Source organism: Asanoa sp. WMMD1127 (assembly GCF_029626225.1).
Lineage (GTDB): Bacteria > Actinomycetota > Actinomycetes > Mycobacteriales > Micromonosporaceae > Asanoa.
This window is the reverse complement of the sequence record NZ_JARUBP010000001.1, coordinates 7,617,603-7,634,991: the sequence shown is the minus strand read 5'-3', so window position 1 is coordinate 7,634,991 and position 17,389 is coordinate 7,617,603. Positions and strand designations below refer to the sequence as shown.

The window sequence follows — 17,389 nt, the reverse complement described above, 5'->3', positions numbered from 1 at the left end:
GGTGGACGCCGAGTCGCTCTTCCCGGACGCGGCGACCCGCGAGCAGATCGGCGCGCAACAGCGGCGGCCGCCGCTGTCCTACTACGAGCAGCGCGTCCCTGTGCCGCCCGGGTGGGACCGCCGCCGCCGCGCTCCGACCTGTGGTTCGGCGGGCCCGGTGCGCAGCCGGCGGACGGGGCCCGGACCCGCGGGACACCCCCTGCACCACCTCGTCGACCCGGAAGCCCCTCCAATGGTGTAAACCCGTGGGCACTGTATCGAGCGGAGGACCGCTGTCCCGCGCTGTACACCGAGCTCGCGCTGGGTCATCGTTTCGGCGGCTGATGCGGGAAGCTGTCCGGGATGGACGGTGCCCATGGCTTTCGGGCGCTGTGGGCCGCCTACAGCGTCACGTTGTCGGGCAGCGCCATCGCGCTGGGCGCCCTGCCGTTTCTCGCGGTTACCCAGGCCGGCGCCGGCCCGGCGGAGGTGGCGGCCATGGCGGCGGTCGCCGCCGTCGCGAGCGCGGTGATCGCCCTGCCGCTCGCGCCGGCCGTCGACCGGCTGCCGAAGCGCCGCGTCCTGATGGCCACCGAATGGGCGTAGCTGGCGGCAGTCGCCTCGGTGGTGGTCGCGTTCGCGCTCGACGCCCTCACCGTCCCGCACCTGTGCGCGGTGGCGGCCGTGCAGAGCGCCGGCTCGATCCTCTACCTGTCGGCGGCCGGCGCCTTGATCAAGCAGCTCGTGCCCGGCGATCGCCTGCTGGTCGCCAACGCCCGCATGGAGACGACGAACTGGACCACCGCCACCCTCGGCCCGTCACTCGGCGGCTTCCTCATCGCCGGCCTCGGCGCGGTCGCCACCCTCCTCGTCGACGCCCTCAGCTACGTCGTCGGCGCCCTCTGCCTGCGCCGCATGCCCGTCGCCCCGCAGCCACCTCCGCCGCCAGCGGCGGAGCCGACGCCAGCGCCGGAACCGCTGGCCGCCCGCATCCGGGCCGGCATCGCGCACATCCTCGGGCATCCCGGCCTGCGCGGCCTCTACCTCAACGCGATGCTGGTCGGCGGCGCGGTCACCATGACCGCGCCCCTGCTCACCGTCTTCATGTTGCGCGACCTCCGCCTCACCGCCTGGCAGTACGGTCTCGTGCTCGGCCCCCCGCCGCGGCCGGCCTCCTCTGCACGCTGCTGTCCGCCCGACTGACCCGCAAACTGGGGGAGCACCGCGCACTGCTCTGGTCCGGCGCCGCCCGCGGCCCCTGGATCCTGCTGCTCGTCCTCGCCACCGCCGGCCCGGCCGGTCTGCTGACCGTCCTGGCCTCCCAGTCGCTGCTGCTGTTCACGGCGGGCGTCTTCAACCCGGTCTTCGCCACCTACCGCATGCGGGCGACGCCCGACCACCTGCTGACCCGGGTCACCACCGCCTGGTCGGCCAGCGCCAAGGTCAGCCAGCCGCTCTGCACGGCCCTGGGCGGCGCCATGGCCGCGACCGCCGGCGTGCGGCCCGCGCTCCTGCTCGCCGGCCTCCTCTGCGCTGGCGCCGGCCTCGTGCTGCCCTGGCGTGCGGCGGCGGCGCGGTCAGCTCAGCTCGTAGACGAGGACCCGGTCGTTGGAGTAGCGCAGCCGCGCCAGCACCTGGAGCTCCGGTGACTCCGGGCCGGCCAGGCGGTCGGCGACCAGCCACCGGACCCCGTCCTCCGCGCGCAGCGCCCCCAGCGACGCCGCCGTCGGGGACGTGAAGGCCGCGTCGTTGCGGGCCAGCAGGTCCGGGTCCCAGAACGCCCACGAGCCCGCCTCCGACACCCGCGGCGCGAACGCCCAGCCCTCCACCAGCACGCGGCGTTCCGCATAGGCCGACAGCCAGAACGACCGCGGGTCGCAGTAGCCGGCGGCGGCCGCGTCGTTGATGCAGTGGGCGTTCGTCGCGACCACGTCGCCGGGCGCGCTGTTGTCGCGCAGCCAGCGGGCCGCGTCCACCCGCGACTTGGGCAGCGAGATCGTCGCGTACGCGCCGCCGTTCGGGAACCGCTCCGACTTGCGCATGTCCATGATCAGGCCGGGCGCCCCGACGACCAGCAGCGCCGTCAGCGCCACCACGCCGCCCCGGCCGCGCAGCGCGGGCAGCCAGCGGCTCAACGCCGGCCACAGGGCCGCGATCACCAGACCGATCGTGGCCAGCACCAGCGCCCAGCGGAGCAGCGGCATCAGCGGGTCGATGGCCCGCGGCGGCACCGACGGCGTCGCCGCGCCGGCCAGCCGGAACTGGGCGAACACCAGCACGACCGCCAGCAGCAGCGCCTCGGCGGCCAGGAAGACCCGGGCGGCCAGCGACAGCCGGGCCCGTTCGAAGACCAGCGCGTAGCCCCACGCCGACAGCAGCACCGCGAACGTGAAGCCGGCCCGCGTGAAGTACTGGTTGCCGTCGCCCGGCTGCTTGACCATCAGGTAGATCAGCGGGCCGCCGATCCCGCCCGCCAGCAGGAAGACCTGGGTCGGGTCCAGCCGGCCGCGGCGCAGCCAAATCAAGGGCACGATGCCGGCCGTACGCAGCTGCATGTTGACCAGGAACGCGAACCAGACCGGCACCACCGCCAGCCACATCGGCCCGTCCGGCGGCGTCCAGAAGCGCTCGAAGCTCCACATGGGTTCGGGCGTCACGCCGTACGCCTGGAAGCGGAACAGCACCGCCATCGCGAACAGCTGCGCGGCACCCGTGAGCACGCCCAGCGTCAGGAGGGTCCACGGGATCCGGCGGCGCGCGACCAGCACGACCAGGAACGTGGCCAGCAGCGCGAGCGCCACCACCGGCAGCGAGCTCGCCTTGGCCCCCGACGACGCGACCAGGAACAGGAACGCCAGCACGAAGCCACCGCGGCCCAGCGCGCCCGAGATGCAGCCCCAGACCACCCCGATCAGCGCCAGCAGCAGCACCCAGGAGTAGATCATCGACATGCCGTGCCAGATGACGAACGAGCTCTGGGTGCCGAACGGCATCGTGACCGGGTCGGTGAAGTTGGTCTCGCCGACGACGAAGAACAGCACCGCGGCCACCGCGCCGGCCAGCGGCTTGCCGCTGATCCGCCAGCCGACCACCGCGGTCAGCACGATCGCCAGCGCGCACAGGAACGGGATCGCCAGCCGCAGCGCCACGACGGGCAGGTCGATGCCGCCGATCATGCTGCTCGACGCCATGTGCGCGTAGCCGAACCAGTGGTAGAACAGCGGCTCGCCGGCCACCTGCGGCACGTGCAGCGGGAACTGGTGCTTGGCCTCGCCCGCCAGCGACAGCTGGTAGGCCAGGTCGAGGTATTGCCGGGTGTCCTCGCCCGTCGGCAGGATCGGGTTGCGCTGCAGGAACGTCGACGACAGGTAGGTCGTGAAGAACGCCACCGCCCCGCCGACCGCCCACGAGAAGCCCACCGGCGCCGTCGCGGAGTACCGGGGCACGAGGTGCCGGCGCAGCCGCGGCACCGCCCCGAACAGCACGACCACCACCAGCGGCCAGACCCAGAGCGCGCCACGCACGTCGAGCACCGAGGCCAGCGTCCAGGCCGGCAGCTCCAGCACCAGGCCGACCGCCGTGCCCATCGCGAGGTCGTCGAGCAGCGAGTGCGGCGTGCGGCGCAGCGCGCGATAGACCAGCGTGCCGGGCAGCGTCAGCGCGAGCGCGAGATAGAGCGCGTACCGCATCAGGTCGAGCACGGCGGTGTCCGCGGCGATCAGCACCGCCGCGACGTAGAGCACCGTCGCCACGAACGGCAACCACCGAACCAGGGGGTACGCGCGACGGGGCGCCGAAACCCCGGCGGAGACCGACCCGGCCGGGGCCGCCTCGGCGCCGCGCGGATCCGGGATGGCGTCCGCTGCCGCGGCGGGCCGCTCGGCGGGCGCCGTCACCGGCGGCTGTCGGCCAGCACGGCCGGGTCGTCGTCGGCGCGCCGCTGCTCCGGCGCCGCGCTGTCGGCGGGGTCGCCGGGATCGCTGTCACTGGCGACGAAGTAGGCCGGCCGGGCCTGCACCGCCGTGTAGATCCGCGCCACGTATTCCCCCAGCAGGCCGAGGCAGAGCAGTTGCACGGCGCCCAGGAAGAGCACCGCGAGGAGGATCGACGGCCAGCCGATGACCGTGTGGCCCAGCGCGTAGGCGATGATCACGGCGATCACCAGCAGCGCGCAGACCGCGACGCCGAGCAGGCCGAGCCAGGTCGCCACCCGCAGCGGCGCGGCGGAGAAGCTGGTCACGCTCTCCGCGGCCAGCGCGAGCATGCGGGAGAACGGGTATTTCGTCCGGCCCGCCGCGCGTTCGGCCCGCAGGAAGCGCACCTCACCGCTGGGGAAGCCGAGCCACGGCACCACGAGCCGGAGCACCGGGCTGCGCTCGGGCAGGTCGCGCAGGGCCTCGATGGCCACCCGGCTCAGCAGCCGGAAGTCGCCGGCCTGGGCGGGCACCTGCTTGCCGACGAGCCGGCGCATCAGCCGGTAGTACGCCCCGGCGGTGAGCCGCTTGAACGCGGTGTCGGAGCTGCGGTCGCCGCGTACGCCGTAGACGATGTCGAGCTTCTCCGCCCGGGCCAGGGCGAGCATGTCGGCGATGGTCTCCGGTGGGTCCTGCAGGTCGGCGTCGATGCTGACGACGTAGTCGCCCCGCGCCCGCATCAGCCCGGCGATCAGCGCCGCCTGGTGGCCGCTGTTGCGGCGCAACCGGATGACCCGCAGCTGCGGCCAGCGCTCCCGCAGCCCGCGCAGGGCGGCCGGGGTCGCGTCGCTGCTGCCGTCGTCGACCGCGACCACCTCGTAGGGCTCGGCCAGGCCGTCGAGGACCGCGCGGAGCCGCTCGGCCAGCAGCGGAAGCACGCTCTCCTCGTTGAACATGGGCACGACCACGGAGAGTGCCGGATCCTGCTGACCCATCCGCCTCGTGCTCCCTCCGCGCTCCGAACGGGGGAACCGTATCAGGCGGGGCGGGGTAAATCAGCACACGCTACGGGGCAAACCAGACACGGCCACGGGGGACTTGCCGGTCGGCTTCTGCTTTCCGGCCAGCACCTTGGCGAGGGCCTTCAGCGAGCCCGGCGTCGACGAGTACGTGGCCAGCACGTTCGGCGACTTCGCACCGCCCAGCACGTACGGCGTGTCCATCCCGACCGTGGTGTCGGCGGCCTGGTTGAGGTCGCCGGCGCCGTCGCCGTAGCCGACCAGGTGCACGACCCGGCCGCCGCTCGGCACGACCCGCACACCCTCGGCCTTGAGCGCGCGCTCGAGCGTCGCCTTGGCGGTGTCGCGGCCGCCCGAGGCGGTCACGCTCACCGGCCCCTGCATCGGGGCGCCGCACTGGCCGCGCAGCTGGGTGACCGCCGCCGCCGCGAGGCCGCCGGCCACGTCGAGGTGCGCCTGGGAAGCGGGCACGTTCTGACCGCCGGTGCGCGCGTCGGCCAGCGTGAAGCGCAGCGTCAGGTCGCGGGTGGCCGCCTCGACCAGCCGCTCCTTCTTCAGCGAGCCGTTGTGCAGGCCGTCGACCAGGCCCTGGTGGGCGGCGCCGACGTTCGGCGGCATCAGCAGCAGGTCGTTGCCCGCGTTGAGGGCGCGCACGGCGGCCTCGCCGGCCGGCCACTTCTCGGCCGGCGCCATGTTGAGCGCGTCGCTGACCACGACGCCCTTGAACCCGAGCTGGCCGCGGAGCACGTCGACGAGCGCCTTGTGCGAGAACGAGGCGGGCACGCCCGGCTCGATCGACTTCACGTCGAGGTGGCCGCTCATCACCATCTGCGCGCCGGCGTCGATGCCGGACCTGAACGGCGCCAGGTCGACCTTGTCGAGGTCGGCCCTGCTCTTGCCGATCACCGGCAGGTCGGTGTGCGAGTCCGACGGCGTGCTGCCGTGCCCGGGGAAGTGCTTGAGCGTGGCCGCGACGCCGGCCGACTGGAGACCGCGGACCGACGCGGCGACCTGGTCGCTGACGGCCCTGGGGTCGGAGCCGAACGAGCGCGAGCCGATCACGCCGCCGTCGGCGGTGCCGAGCACGTCGGCGTCGGGGGCGAAGTCGACGTTGAGGCCCATCGCCCGCAGCTCGTCACCGGCCACCTTCCAGCCCTGCTGCGTGCCGGCCGGGTTACCGCCGGCACCGAGCGCCATCGCGCTGGGCAGCAGCGTCACGCCGTCCTTTATGCGGGTGACGGTGCCGAACTCCTGGTCGGTGCCGATGAAGATGGGCGCCGTGCCGCCGGCCGCCTGCTGCAGCCCGCCGGTCAGCTCGGTGATCTGCTTCGGGTTGTCGACGTTGGTGGTCGCCTGGTTGGTCGAGGTGGGGTCGTCGGCGGAGAAGCCGACGAGGATCAGCCCGCCGAGGTGGTATTTCTGGATCATCTGCGCCGGGGTGTCGACCTTGCCGAGCTTCTGGTTGCCGGCCGCCGAGGCCGGAGTGACCTTCGTCGCCGAGCTGCCGTAGGCGTAGGGCATCAGCACCTGACCGGCGAGCTGCTCGTCGGAGAGCGTGCCCACCAGGGCCGCCGCCCGGGCCGCAGGGTCACCGCCGGGGCTCGGGGTCGCCGGCGCCGCGGTCGCCGCGGGGGTGGGGGACGAGGACGGTGCTGCCGCGCGGGGCGCCTGCTTGCCGCATGCGGTGATGGCCACGAGGATCGCGGCCACGACCGCGGCGAAAAGCAACGCGAGGCGGCTCCGGGGGGAGGCCATCGAGCCATGATGGCCAGGTCGTTGCGTAATGGGCAAGTGAAGCAGGCAATACGGTCGCTTCGGAATTCGCACGGGTCGGTGGCCCCTGGTCGGTGGTGATGGCCGGTGGGCGGTTTCCAGGTCGTCCGATCGGCCCCCGTGGGGGCCCGCGATCAGCCCACGCGGGTGAGCAGGGTCACCGGGGCGCCGTCGCCGGCATACCGGTAGGGCTCGAGCTCCGCGTCCCACGACGTGCCGAGCGCCTTGTCCAAGGCGTGCTGGAGCGCTTCCGGAGCGCGGGAGCTGGCCATGATCGCCCGCAGCCGGTCCTCGCCGAGCTGGATGTCACCGGCGGCGCCGGCGGTCGCCCGGAACAGGCCGCGGCCGGGTACGAACATGAAGCGTTCACCGTCACAGCCCGGGCTGGGCTCCTCGGTGATCTCGAAACGGATCATGGGCCACTGCCTGAGGGCAGCAGCCAGCTCCGCGCCGGTCCCCGCGCGACCGGTCCAGCTGCACTCGGTGCGCCGCGCGCCCGGGTCGACCGGTTGCGCGGTCCAGTGCAGAGTGACCGGCGCGGTGAGGACGCGCGCGATCGCCCACTCGACGTGTGGGCACACGGCGAGCGGGGTCGAGTGGACGTAAACGACGCCACGCGTTGGCACGGTGACCTCCCGAAGACCCGAGGTGCGTCTTCCCCTACGACCTCGATCCCGTCCGGGCAGTCAGCAATCATGATGACGCCTGAGGCCGATGTTGCGCCAGGGAATCGGAAAACTGGTTGGGACGATTGGTCCGGTCGGCCGATCGGCGAGCTGGTGTACTCTCAACTGGGCCCCTGCGGGCCTTTCCCTGTACGCGTAAATCTGGCAAGGAGTCCCCCCGTGGCGAGCAACACCTCCAAGACCGCGCGCGCGTCCGTCCGGGCCGGCCAGGCCGGACAGGGTGGCGCCCTCAGCGTGCTCGGCGAGTTCAAGTACCTCATCCCGCTGGCTGGCGGGAAGTTCGCCTACGTGCGCAACCTGACCAACGGCAAGACCGCGCACCTGCGCACCGACTCCGACGCGTTCGTCGAGGAGATCCGGGTGCTGGCCGGCGCCGGCCACGCCGCGAAGATCCGGGCCGAGCTCAACGGCCTCGCGGAGACCTACCCGTCGCACGGCTGGGACGTCACCGAGAAGCGGCTCGTCGACGCGGGCGTCTTCGAAGCCTGAGTCATCCGAAAGAGCGCCCCGGCCACCGCCGGGGCGCTCTTTCGTGTGCCCTGAAACCCGTTCGCGTGACCGCCGGCCCGCTCGTTAGCGTGCCGCCATGGCGTTCCGGCACCCGGCCGCCTTCCTGCTCGGTCTGGAAGGCCTGGCCCTGCACCGCGCGTTCGCCGGCGAGTTCGATGAGTCCTTCGTGGCCGCCCGGCTCGCCGAGACGCGGGCCATCCTCGCCGCCGACGAGCGCGGCGAGCTTGGCGCCGGCGACCACGTCGGCGAGACCGACACGGTCAGCGGCTACCGGGTCTGGGCCCGGACCTACGACGAGCCCGGCAACCCGCTGATCGACGTCGAGCAGCCGATCGTCCACGGCATCCTGCGCGCGCTGCCGACCGGCCGGGCCCTCGACGCCGCCTGTGGCACCGGCCGGCACGCCGCCTTCCTGGCCGCCGCCGGGCACACCGTGGTCGGGGTCGACAGCTCGCCCGACATGCTCGCGCGCGCCCGCGCCGCCGCGCCCCGCGCCGCCTTCGTCGACGGTGACCTGCACGAGCTGCCGCTGCCGGACGCCTCGGTCGACCTGGTCACCTGCGCCCTCGCGCTGACCCACGTGCCCGCGCTCGAGCCGGTGTTCGCCGAGTTCGCCCGCGTCCTGCGGCCCGGCGGCCACCTGGTCACCTCCGACATCCACTGGCAGTCGCTCTATCTAGGCGGCATCGCGTCCACCGTGGACGACGCCGGTGTCGAGGCGCGGCTGCCGGCGAGCCGGTTCCGGCCCAGCGCCTACGTCGCCGCCGCGCTCGCGGCTGGCTTCGCGGTGCGCGGCTGCCACGAGCCGCTCTGGCCGCGCAGCGACGCCGGCGGCGGGCCGTTCGCCCGGAAGTGGGCGGCCGCCGCGGTCGACGCCGCCTACGCGAACACCCCGGCCGCCGTGATCTGGCACTTTCGGCGGTAGACAGTGTCTACGCATGTCTGGTAGACACTGTCTATGGCCAACGAACCGTTGCGTGACCGGCTCGTGCGAGCCGGCATCGAGGTGCTGGAGCAGGACGGGCTGGCCGCGCTGACCCTGCGGGAGATCGCTCGCCGCGCCGGGGTGTCGCACGGGGCGCCGCGGCGCTACTTCCCGACCCATCTCGAGCTGCTGTCGGCGATCGCCCGCACGGGCTACGCGCGGCTCACCGCCGAGGTGGCGGTCGACCCCGACGGCGACCCGCGCGACCAGCTGCTCGCGCTGGGCCGGGCCTACCTGTCCTTCGCCCGCGCCAATCCGGGCATGTTCGGGCTGATGTTTAGGCACGACCTCCTGGCCAGCGGCCATCTCGGCCTCCGTGACACCGCCCTGCCGCTGTTCGCGGTGCTGGTCGACCTGATCGAGCGGGCCGGCACGCGGTCGACCGCACCGGCCGCCGTGGTGGCCGGCGCGCTCTGGGCCAACCTGCACGGCATCGCCCAGCTCTGGAGCTGGGGCAGCCTCCAGCTGGCCGTCGGCGGCGACGACCCGGGCGCGCTGCTGCGGGCGGCCGTGGACGCACACGTCGCATGACCGATCTGTCCTATCGCGACTTGGGCGCCGGCCCGCCCGTCGTCCTCCTGCACGGCGGGGCGAGCAACGCCGGCACGTGGGACCGGCTCGCCGCGGCGCTGCGGCACGCCGGTCACCGCACGATCGCGGTGGACCTGCGCGGCCACGGCGACAGCCCACGGGCCGGCGCGTACCCGCTGGCCGGCTTCCGCGACGACGTCGCCGCGCTGCTCGACAGGCTCGGTCTCGACCGGGTGGCCCTCGTCGGGCACTCGCTGGGCGCCCACACCGCCGTGCTGCTCGCGCAGGCGCGGCCCGCGCGGATCAGCCGGCTCGTGCTGGAGGAGCCACCGGTGCCCGGCCTGACCATCCGCCGCTTCGCCCTGCCGGCGCTGGCCGTGCTGGCGGCCCGGCGGGGCTTCGATCCCCGCGCGGTCGCGTCAGCGGTGCGGCAACTGCGCCGCCCGGACCCCGGATGGTGGGCCCGACTTCCGGCGATCGCCGCGCCCACCTTGCTGATCTCCGGCGGCCCGCGCAGCCATGTCGCCCCGACGCTGCTGGCCGAGATGGCCCGCGCCATCCCGGCGGCCCGGCTGGTCACCATCCCGGTCGGGCACCGTGTGCACAGCCGCGCGCCCGAACGCTTCCACGCCACCGTCCTGCCGTTCCTGACCCGAGGGAGAACCCCGTGCTGATCGCCGTCCTGCTGTTCGACCGGTTCACCGCGCTCGACGCCGTCGGCCCGTACGACGTGCTCAGTCATCTGCCCGGCGCCGAGGTCGTGTTCGTCGCCGAGCGGCCCGGCCCGGTGACCAACGAGGTCGGCTCGCTGCGTCTCGTGGCGGACGCGGCGCTGGCCGACGTGTCGACGGCCGACGTGGTGGTCGTGCCCGGCGGCCCGGGCCAGAACGCGCACATGGTCGACGGGCCGGTCCAGCGGTGGCTGCGGGCCGTGGACCCGCACACCACCTGGACGACCTCGGTCTGCAGCGGCTCTCTCCTGCTCGCCGCGGCCGGCCTGTTGACCGGCCGCTCCGCGACGAGCCACTGGCTGGTCCGCGACCAACTGGCCGACCACGGCGCGCTGCCGGTCGGGGATCGGGTCGTGTTCGACGGCAAGTACGTCACCGCGGCCGGGGTCTCCGCCGGCCTGGACATGGCATTCGCGCTGGCCGGCCGGATCGCGGGCGACGCGGTGGCGCAGGCGATCCAGCTCGCGCACGAGTACGACCCACGCCCGCCCTACCGCTCCGGCAACCCCGACACGGCGCCGCGGGCGATCGCGGACGCGGTGCTCGCCCGCCGTTCGGCCATCGTGTCCTAAGGGGCCGGCGGGCGCGCCAACTACGATCCATTGATGATCAAGCGGGCGGTGCCGACCCAGCGGGCCACACCGGCGAGCACGTCGGCGTTCGCGCGCAGGTGTGCCCGGATCACCGGGTCGCGCGCCTTCGACGTCGTGATCGTCGCCGTGATCGGGGCCAACGCGGTGGTGCTGGGCATCGAGACCTACCCGCACCTCGGCCACGCCCGGCCGCTGCTGCACGGGCTCGAGTGGGCGTTCCGGGCCGTCTTCGTGCTGGAGATCGCCATCCGGATCGGCGCGTACGGCCGCCGGCCGCAGGACTTCTTCCGGCACGGCTGGAACGTCTTCGACTTCGTGGTCATCGCGGCCGCCTTCATCCCGCCACTGCGCGGCGACTCGACCGTCCTGCGGATCGTGCGCATCGCCCGCGTACTCCGGCTCGTGCGGTTCTCGCCCGGCCTTCGCACCATCGTCACCGCCCTGCTGCGCAGCCTGCCCGGCGTGGGCGGTTTCCTGGCGCTGGCGCTGGTCACCCTCTACGTCTACGGCATGGCCGGCTGGCTGATCTTCGGCGAGCGCTTCCCGGACCAGTACGGCACGATCGGCCGCGCCGTGCTGACCCTGTTCGTGCTGCTCTCGCAGGAGACCCTGCCGGACCTGATCCAACAGGGCCTGGAGGTCTCGCCGTGGACCCTCGTCTACTACGTCAGCTACGTGCTGATCACCGCGAACCTGCTGCTCAACATCCTGATCGCGGTCATCGTCAACTCCATGGAGGAGGCCCGGCGGCTGGAGATCAGCGAGGGCCTGGCCGACCGGGACGGCGACGGCGTGCCCGACGAGGTCGACCGGATTGCGATCACCCAGCGGATCGACGACCTGCGGTCGGCGCTGGCGGAGCTCGAACGGGAGCTGCGGATCGACCGGGGCGCCGAGGACGATCAGTCGCGGCGCGCCCGGTCCGGATAGGACGCCCGCGCGAAGAGCTTGTCGAGCTGCGCCCGCTCGTCGTCGGTCAGCGTGAACACCTCGTCCAGCAGCGCCCGCTCCGGCCGGGCCCGCAGCGCCTCGCGCAGCAGCGCGAGCGTGGCCCGGCGCTGGGCGGCACGGCGGGGCAGGTGCCGGTGCACGGTGGTGGCCACCTGGTCGAACGTCTCCTGTTCGCGCTCGTCGCCGAGCATGGGCGGATAACTGCCCTCGGCCCGCCAGCGCTCGAGCAGCTCACGGCGGCGGTCGTCGGTCCGGTCCCGGAAGTGCGCCCGCAGCTGCTCCCGGGCCACGCCCAACAGAACCGTGACCGCACTGTCGTACGCGTCGCCGAGGTGCACGTCGCCCACGTGGTCGGCCATCGGCGCCCACAGGACGTACGCCGTGAACGCGAACCCGGGTGCCCGGATGCCCGCGTCGACCGAGGCGACCGGGATGCCGTTGCCGTCGCAGAGCAGCAGCTCGCGATCCACCGCCGCCGACCACTCGACGACCTTGAGCCGCGCGTCGTCGACGGGCAGCGGATAGACGGCGGTGTGCCGGATCGAGGTGCCAGGGTCGACCGGCACGCCGTCGTAGACGACGGTGACCTCCGGGTACGCGGTCAGGTAGGGCGCCAACTCGGCGGTCAGCCGGCGGTGGTGGGCCCGCAGCGGCAGGCGGTCGAGCCGGGGCGACTGCTTGCCCCACGCCTCGACCACCGTCCCGGTCGCGGCCCGGGTCGGCTCGCTGTCGCCGATCAGGAAGTCGTTGCGAGCGCCGGCGTGCGCGTAGACCTCCGTCCGGGACCGCCCGCCCACGCCGTCGGCCACGGTGGTCCACCGGATGTGGTCGCCGAGCGCGTACGCCCGGAGCCGCCCTTGCCCGTTGCTGCCGTGCAGGGTCCGCTGCTTGAGCAGGGTGCCGGCGGTCCACTTCTTCCACGAGCCGCCGATCCGGTCGAACGCGGCGGCCAGCGCCTCGGGCGCCATGCCGGTGCCGTCGTCGCGCACGGTCACCCGCTCGACGGCCCCGAGCGGCGACCGGTGGAGGACCACCTCGACGAGGTTCGCGTCGGCGTCGAGCGCGTTCCAGACCAGCTCCTTGACCGCGCCGAGCGGGTCACCCTCGCGCGCCAGCCGCTGCACATGGTCCTCGGCCGCCTCCAGGTGGACCCGGCGCAAGGGTCAGACCCGGGCGTGCAGCGGGCTGGCCATCCGCATCAGCCAGAACGCGGAGGGCACCCGGATCGCGTCGTCGACGACCTCGCCGGAGACGTCGGCGAAGGACTCGCGGGCCAGCGCCTCGAAGGCGGCCGGCTCGCGGACGTGCTCGCCGCGGTCGTTGTCGCTCATCCACTTCGAGACGCGGCCCTGCCCGGGCGCGTAGCAGGTGTCGACCGCGATGACCGTGCCGCCCGGCGCCAGGGCCTGCGACGCGACCCGCAGCAGCGACCGCGAGTCGTCGTCGGAGAGGTGGTGCAGCAGGCCGAGCAGCAGCACGGCGTCGGCGGGCGGCAGGACGCCCAGGTGCTGCTCACCGAAGATCTCGGTGGAGAACGTCGCCCGCGGGGAGCCGTAGCGGGCCCGCGCGTGGGCGACGTAGCGCTCCGACGTGTCGAACCCGAAGTAGGTCACCTTCGGGAGCCGGTCGAAGTAGTACGCCGGCCCGCAGCCGACGTCGATCACCGTGTCGCCGTCGTGCAGGTCGAGCTCGTCCAGGCAGCGGTAGCGGAGGCGGTCGGAGCCGAGCGCCTTCTGCAGGGCGACGTACATGGTGACGTTGCCGAGCAGGTTCTTCAGCGGGGCCAGCACGGGGGACTACCTCTCTGCGACGGGACCGGGGCGGTGGGCGCGCAGCATCAGCGAGACGCCGGGCCAGGACTTCACCGGAAGATAGCGCTCGGCTGCGACCACCGCGCGCAGGCCCAGGTTGACGGGCGCGGCGATGTCGTCGAGGTCGCTGCCGGTGGAGCTGCGCCGGCGCCACGCGGCGACCGGCTTGAGCAGCACGTTCCAGCTCCACAGCTCGTCGACGACCAGCCCCGCCTTCTCGACCACGGCCCGCAGCCCGGCCCGGTCGTAGCGCCGCACGTGACCGACCGCCACGTCGTGCGCCGACCAGAGCCTCATGTCGGCGGGTACGGCGATCAGCACCGTGCCACCCGGCCGCAGGACCCGCAGGATCTCCGCCGTGGCCTCGTGGTCCTCGTCGATGTGCTCGAGCACGTCGAACGCCGTCACCAGATCGAGCGACCCGCTGCGCACCGGCAGCGTGCGGGCGTCGGCGCGCATCACCGACAGGCCTCGCTCCAGCGCCACCTCCGCGCCCTCGGTGCTGTATTCGAGCGCCACCGGCCGCCACCCGTGCGCCCGCAGCACCCGGGTGTTGCCGCCACCGGCCGCGCCGATGTCGAGCGCGGCGCCGGGCGGGCCGCCGAGCCGGCGCAGCGATCGGGCCAGCAGCGCGCGGCGCTCGGCGTACCACCAGTGGCGGTCTTCGAGCGCGGCGAGCTTGCGGATCTCGGTCGCTTCCACGGCACACACCTTATTACGCTGCCCGGCATGCCACCGGCGCACGGATTCACCTACGAGGAACGGGCCGACGGGTCAGTCGTGATCCTCCACCACGGCCGCCCGGCCACCACGCTGCGTGGCGGTCGGGCGGCGGAGTTCCTGGCCGAGGTCGACGCCGACCCGCAGGGCGTGATGGCCCGGTGGACCGGCAACTACCGGCGCGGCAACGAGCGCATGGGCAAGAACCACCCGCGCAACCGTTAGCGCGCTCAGAGCGGGATGTTGCCGTGCGCTCCCCGGGCGGCCGGGGCCGCGGCCAGTGCCTCGGCGATCCGGCGCCGGGTCTCGCCCGGCTCGATCACGTCGTCGACCACGCCGATCTCCAGGGCCCGCTGCACGCCGCCGGCCTCCTTGATCTGCTGCTCGATCAGCAACGTCCGCAGCGCCTCGCGCTCCTCGTGCGGCGCGGCGGCCAGCTTCTTGCGGTGCAGCACGTTGACGGCCGCCGAGGCGCCCATCACCGCGATCTCGGCGGCGGGCCAGGCGAACACCGCGGTGGCGCCGAGCGATCGGGAGTTCATCGCGATGTACGCGCCGCCGTACGCCTTGCGGGTCACGAGCGTCACCCGGGGCACGACCGCCTCGGCGAAGGCGTGCAGGAGCTTGGCGCCGCGGCGCACCACGCCGTCCCACTCCTGGCCGAGGCCGGGCAGGTAGCCGGGCACGTCGACCAGGACGACCAGCGGCACGCCCAGCGCGTCACACATCCGGACGAACCGGGCCGCCTTCTCGGCGCTGGCCGCGTCCAGGCAGCCGCCGAGGCGCAGCGGGTTGTTGGCGATCACGCCGACCGTGCGGCCGCCGAACCGGCCAAGGGTGGTGACGATGTTCGGGGCCCACTTGGCGTGCAGCTCCACGCCGGGCTCGTCGAGCAGGGCCTTGACCACGGGCCGCACGTCGTACGCCCGGTTGGTCTCGGCCGGCATGGTGCTCGTCAGGTCGTGGTCGGGGTCGTCGGTGGCCACGTCGACCGGCGAGATCCGCCCCTGCCGGCCCAGCAGCGAGGCGAGCTTGCGGGCCTCGGCCAGCGCGGACCCGTCGTCCTTGGTGGTCACGTGCACGACGCCGGAGCGCCGGCCGTGCGGCTCGGGGCCGCCGAGACGCTCCATGTCGACCTGCTCGCCGGTGACGCTGCGGACCACCTCGGGACCGGTCACGAAGATCCGGCCCGCGCCGCTCATCACCACGATGTCGGTCAGCGCCGGCCCGTACGCCGCGCCACCGGCCGCCGGCCCGAGCACCACGGAGATCTGCGGCACCCGGCCGGACGCCCGCACCATGGCCGCGAAGACCTGGCCGACCGCGTCCAGCGCCACGACACCCTCGGCCAGCCGGGCGCCGCCCGAGTGCCAGAGCCCGAGCACCGGCACCCGCTCGCGGACAGCGGCGTCGATCGCGTCGACGACGTGCCGGCAGCCCTCGGTGCCCATCGCGCCGCCCATCCGGGTGGCGTCCGTCGCGTACGCGACCACCGGCGTGCCGTCGATCTCGCCGCGCGCGGCGAGCACCCCCGAGTCGTCGCGGGGCGCGACCAGGCGCAGGGTGCCGGCGTCGAACAGGGCCCGCAGCCGCACCTCCGGATCCCGGTAGTCGACGGCCGCCTGTTGTTCGTCGAGCGCCATGCTCCTGGTCATCGCAGTTACCCCCCGTGTTGTGCGAAGCCCGGTGTCACGCGCGGGTGAACACCAGGGCCACGTTGTGCCCGCCGAAGCCGAACGAGTTGTTGATCACCGCCGGCACGTCCATCGGCCGCGCCTTGAGCGCGGCGACGTCCATGTCGAGCTTGTCGTCGGGGTCGTCGAGGTTGATCGTCGGCGGCACCACGCTGTCGCGGATCGCCAGGATCGAGGCGATCGACTCCAGCGCGCCGGCGGCGCCGAGCAGGTGGCCGGTCATCGACTTGGTGGCCGTGAGCACGGGGTGGTCGCCGAGCGAGGCGTGCAGCGCGGCGATCTCGGCCACGTCACCGACCGGGGTGGAGGTGGCGTGGGCGTTGACGTGCACGATGTCGGTCTTGGCGACACCGGCGTCGGCGATCGCCTTGGCGATGGCCCGGATGGCGCCGTGGCCCTCGGGATGCGGCTGCACGATGTCGTAGCCGTCCGAGGTCAGGCCGGCGCCGGCCAGCCGGGCGTAGACGTGGGCGCCGCGCGCGGCGGCGTGGTCGGCGCGCTCCAGCACGAGCACGCCGCAGCCCTCGCCGAGCACGAAGCCGTCGCGGCCCTTGTCCCAGGGCCGGGACGCCTTCTCCGGATCGTCGTTGCGGGTCGACATGGCCCGCATCGAGGCGAAGCCGGCGATCGGCAGGGGGTGGATGACCGCCTCGGTGCCCCCGGCCACGACCACGTCGGCCCGGCCGGCGCGGATCATGTCGAGGCCGAGCGCGATCGCCTCGGCGCCCGTCGCGCAGGCGCTGGCCACCGAGTGGACGCCCGCGCGGGCCTTGAGCTCGAGCCCGACCCAGGCGGCCGGACCGTTGGGCATCAGCATCGGCACGGTGTGGGGGGAGACCCGCCGCGGGCCGGACGCCTCGAGGATGTCGTCCTGGGCCAGCAGCGTGGTCGCGCCACCGATGCCCGAGCCGATGCTGACCGCGAGCCGCTCGGGGTCGAGCCCCGAGTCGGCCAGCCCCGCGTCGGCCCAGGCCTCGCCCGCGGCGATCAGCGCGATCGCCTCGGACCGGTCGAGCCGGCGGAGCTTGACCCGGTCGATCTTCTCGGACGGTTCGACCGCGAGCTGGGCGGCGATCCGGACAGGCAGTTGACCGGCCCACTCCTGGGTGAGGGGACTCACCCCGGAGCGGCCGGCCAGCATGGCGTCCCAGGTCGACGCGACGTCCCCGCCGAGCGGGGTCGTCGCTCCGAGCCCGGTGACGACGACGTCGGTGCGACTCATGTCAGGCGTTCGACTCGATGTAGGTCACGGCGTCGCCGACGGTCTTGAGGTTCTGCACCTCGTTGTCGGGGATCTTGACGCCGAACTTCTCCTCGGCCGCCACGACGACCTCGACCATGGAGAGCGAGTCGACGTCGAGGTCGTCCGTGAAGGACTTCTCCTCGGCCACGTCGTCGGGGTTGACCCCGGCGACCTCTTCCAGGATCTCGGCCAGGCCCGACGTGATCTCGTCACGGGTCATTTCTGTGTTGTCCTTCCGGTTCGTTGATG

General features: G+C 73.6%; 20 protein-coding genes. 10 read left to right on the top strand and 10 right to left on the bottom strand.

Annotated elements, in window-relative coordinates; translation table 11 throughout:
* Nucleotide 1: 1 nt before the first annotated feature.
* The 3 genes from O7635_RS36475 to O7635_RS36465 all read left to right on the top strand — a co-directional run bounded on the left by O7635_RS36475 (nt 2) and on the right by O7635_RS36465 (nt 1,182).
* Entirely contained in the window at nt 2-241 is a 240-nt protein-coding gene (locus O7635_RS36475; RefSeq protein ID WP_278085037.1) for a hypothetical protein, read from the top strand.
* Nucleotides 242-342: 101 nt separating this feature from the next.
* On the top strand, nt 343-585 hold the full coding sequence (locus O7635_RS36470; protein WP_278085036.1) for a hypothetical protein: 243 nt from the start codon (nt 343-345) through the stop codon (nt 583-585).
* An 18-nt stretch (nt 586-603) separates the two neighbouring features.
* The gene (locus tag O7635_RS36465) at nt 604-1,182 is read left to right on the top strand and encodes an MFS transporter (RefSeq protein ID WP_278085035.1); all 579 of its coding nucleotides are present in this window, start codon (nt 604-606) and stop codon (nt 1,180-1,182) included.
* A 374-nt stretch (nt 1,183-1,556) separates the two neighbouring features.
* Here O7635_RS36465 and O7635_RS36460 read toward each other — a convergent pair whose 3' ends face one another.
* The 4 genes from O7635_RS36460 to O7635_RS36445 all read right to left on the bottom strand — a co-directional run bounded on the left by O7635_RS36460 (nt 1,557) and on the right by O7635_RS36445 (nt 7,311).
* The gene (locus tag O7635_RS36460; protein WP_278085034.1) at nt 1,557-3,731 is read right to left on the bottom strand and encodes a hypothetical protein; all 2,175 of its coding nucleotides are present in this window, start codon (nt 3,729-3,731) and stop codon (nt 1,557-1,559) included.
* 140 nt (nt 3,732-3,871) lie between these two features.
* On the bottom strand, nt 3,872-4,888 hold the full coding sequence (locus O7635_RS36455; protein ID WP_278085033.1) for a glycosyltransferase family 2 protein: 1,017 nt from the start codon (nt 4,886-4,888) through the stop codon (nt 3,872-3,874).
* A gap of 60 nt (nt 4,889-4,948) precedes the next feature.
* Entirely contained in the window at nt 4,949-6,667 is a 1,719-nt protein-coding gene (locus tag O7635_RS36450) for a glycoside hydrolase family 3 N-terminal domain-containing protein (RefSeq protein WP_278085032.1), read from the bottom strand.
* Nucleotides 6,668-6,819: 152 nt separating this feature from the next.
* Entirely contained in the window at nt 6,820-7,311 is a 492-nt protein-coding gene (locus O7635_RS36445) for a DUF3145 domain-containing protein (RefSeq protein ID WP_203716045.1), read from the bottom strand.
* A gap of 219 nt (nt 7,312-7,530) precedes the next feature.
* Here O7635_RS36445 and O7635_RS36440 point away from each other — a divergent pair, with 219 nt between their 5' ends.
* The 6 genes from O7635_RS36440 (at nt 7,531) to O7635_RS36415 (ending at nt 11,651) form a co-directional block, all read left to right on the top strand.
* Complete coding sequence (locus O7635_RS36440) at nt 7,531-7,860, top strand: hypothetical protein (RefSeq protein WP_278085031.1); 330 nt, start codon at nt 7,531-7,533, stop codon at nt 7,858-7,860.
* A gap of 97 nt (nt 7,861-7,957) precedes the next feature.
* Nucleotides 7,958-8,806, top strand: a complete 849-nt coding sequence (locus O7635_RS36435) for a class I SAM-dependent methyltransferase (RefSeq protein ID WP_278085030.1) — start codon at nt 7,958-7,960, stop codon at nt 8,804-8,806.
* A gap of 33 nt (nt 8,807-8,839) precedes the next feature.
* On the top strand, nt 8,840-9,397 hold the full coding sequence (locus O7635_RS36430; RefSeq protein WP_278085029.1) for a TetR/AcrR family transcriptional regulator: 558 nt from the start codon (nt 8,840-8,842) through the stop codon (nt 9,395-9,397).
* Nucleotides 9,394-10,071, top strand: a complete 678-nt coding sequence (locus O7635_RS36425) for an alpha/beta hydrolase (protein WP_278085028.1) — start codon at nt 9,394-9,396, stop codon at nt 10,069-10,071. Before O7635_RS36430 ends, O7635_RS36425 begins: the two co-directional genes overlap by 4 nt.
* Nucleotides 10,065-10,700, top strand: a complete 636-nt coding sequence (locus O7635_RS36420) for a DJ-1/PfpI family protein (RefSeq protein WP_278085027.1) — start codon at nt 10,065-10,067, stop codon at nt 10,698-10,700. The genes O7635_RS36425 and O7635_RS36420 overlap by 7 nt, the downstream gene beginning before the upstream one ends.
* A 33-nt stretch (nt 10,701-10,733) precedes the next feature.
* Entirely contained in the window at nt 10,734-11,651 is a 918-nt protein-coding gene (locus O7635_RS36415) for an ion transporter (protein ID WP_278085026.1), read from the top strand.
* On the opposite strand, the gene O7635_RS36410 is transcribed toward O7635_RS36415, so the two are convergent.
* From O7635_RS36410 to O7635_RS36400, 3 genes are read right to left on the bottom strand one after another with little or no spacing between them, the layout of a single operon-like run.
* On the bottom strand, nt 11,624-12,832 hold the full coding sequence (locus O7635_RS36410) for an ATP-binding protein (RefSeq protein WP_278085025.1): 1,209 nt from the start codon (nt 12,830-12,832) through the stop codon (nt 11,624-11,626). The two genes, O7635_RS36415 and O7635_RS36410, sit on opposite strands and share 28 nt — an antisense overlap.
* 3 nt (nt 12,833-12,835) lie before the next feature.
* Complete coding sequence (locus O7635_RS36405; protein ID WP_278085024.1) at nt 12,836-13,462, bottom strand: class I SAM-dependent methyltransferase; 627 nt, start codon at nt 13,460-13,462, stop codon at nt 12,836-12,838.
* A gap of 6 nt (nt 13,463-13,468) precedes the next feature.
* A complete protein-coding gene (locus O7635_RS36400; RefSeq protein ID WP_278085023.1) occupies nt 13,469-14,185 on the bottom strand; it encodes a class I SAM-dependent methyltransferase in 717 nt (238 codons plus the stop codon).
* Between the two features lie 27 nt (nt 14,186-14,212).
* Here O7635_RS36400 and O7635_RS36395 point away from each other — a divergent pair, with 27 nt between their 5' ends.
* Nucleotides 14,213-14,428 carry a hypothetical protein gene (locus O7635_RS36395; protein WP_278085022.1) on the top strand — a complete coding sequence of 72 codons (216 nt, stop codon included), beginning with the start codon at nt 14,213-14,215 and terminating at the stop codon, nt 14,426-14,428.
* Nucleotides 14,429-14,433: 5 nt separating this feature from the next.
* Here O7635_RS36395 and O7635_RS36390 read toward each other — a convergent pair whose 3' ends face one another.
* The 3 genes from O7635_RS36390 to O7635_RS36380 are packed head-to-tail and all read right to left on the bottom strand — an operon-like array spanning nt 14,434 to nt 17,360.
* Entirely contained in the window at nt 14,434-15,858 is a 1,425-nt protein-coding gene (locus O7635_RS36390; protein ID WP_347405325.1) for a carboxyl transferase domain-containing protein, read from the bottom strand.
* Nucleotides 15,859-15,892: 34 nt separating this feature from the next.
* Nucleotides 15,893-17,119, bottom strand: a complete 1,227-nt coding sequence (fabF, locus tag O7635_RS36385; RefSeq protein WP_278085021.1) for a beta-ketoacyl-ACP synthase II — start codon at nt 17,117-17,119, stop codon at nt 15,893-15,895.
* Nucleotide 17,120: 1 nt separating this feature from the next.
* Complete coding sequence (locus tag O7635_RS36380; RefSeq protein ID WP_116075309.1) at nt 17,121-17,360, bottom strand: acyl carrier protein; 240 nt, start codon at nt 17,358-17,360, stop codon at nt 17,121-17,123.
* Nucleotides 17,361-17,389: the final 29 nt, after the last annotated feature.

Excerpts from the sequence above, each read along its gene's own strand:
- O7635_RS36395 (WP_278085022.1), top strand. The coding sequence starts at position 14,213 with ATGCCACCGGCGCACGGATTCACCTACGAGGAACGGGCCGACGGGTCA.
- O7635_RS36425 (WP_278085028.1), top strand. The coding sequence starts at position 9,394 with ATGACCGATCTGTCCTATCGCGACTTGGGCGCCGGCCCGCCCGTCGTC.
- O7635_RS36455 (WP_278085033.1), bottom strand. The coding sequence starts at position 4,888 with ATGGGTCAGCAGGATCCGGCACTCTCCGTGGTCGTGCCCATGTTCAAC.
- fabF (WP_278085021.1), bottom strand. The coding sequence starts at position 17,119 with ATGAGTCGCACCGACGTCGTCGTCACCGGGCTCGGAGCGACGACCCCG.
- O7635_RS36435 (WP_278085030.1), top strand. The coding sequence starts at position 7,958 with ATGGCGTTCCGGCACCCGGCCGCCTTCCTGCTCGGTCTGGAAGGCCTG.
- O7635_RS36390 (WP_347405325.1), bottom strand. The coding sequence starts at position 15,858 with ATGACCAGGAGCATGGCGCTCGACGAACAACAGGCGGCCGTCGACTAC.
- O7635_RS36415 (WP_278085026.1), top strand. The coding sequence starts at position 10,734 with ATGATCAAGCGGGCGGTGCCGACCCAGCGGGCCACACCGGCGAGCACG.
- O7635_RS36380 (WP_116075309.1), bottom strand. The coding sequence starts at position 17,360 with ATGACCCGTGACGAGATCACGTCGGGCCTGGCCGAGATCCTGGAAGAG.
- O7635_RS36450 (WP_278085032.1), bottom strand. The coding sequence starts at position 6,667 with ATGGCCTCCCCCCGGAGCCGCCTCGCGTTGCTTTTCGCCGCGGTCGTG.
- O7635_RS36430 (WP_278085029.1), top strand. The coding sequence starts at position 8,840 with ATGGCCAACGAACCGTTGCGTGACCGGCTCGTGCGAGCCGGCATCGAG.
- O7635_RS36470 (WP_278085036.1), top strand. The coding sequence starts at position 343 with ATGGACGGTGCCCATGGCTTTCGGGCGCTGTGGGCCGCCTACAGCGTC.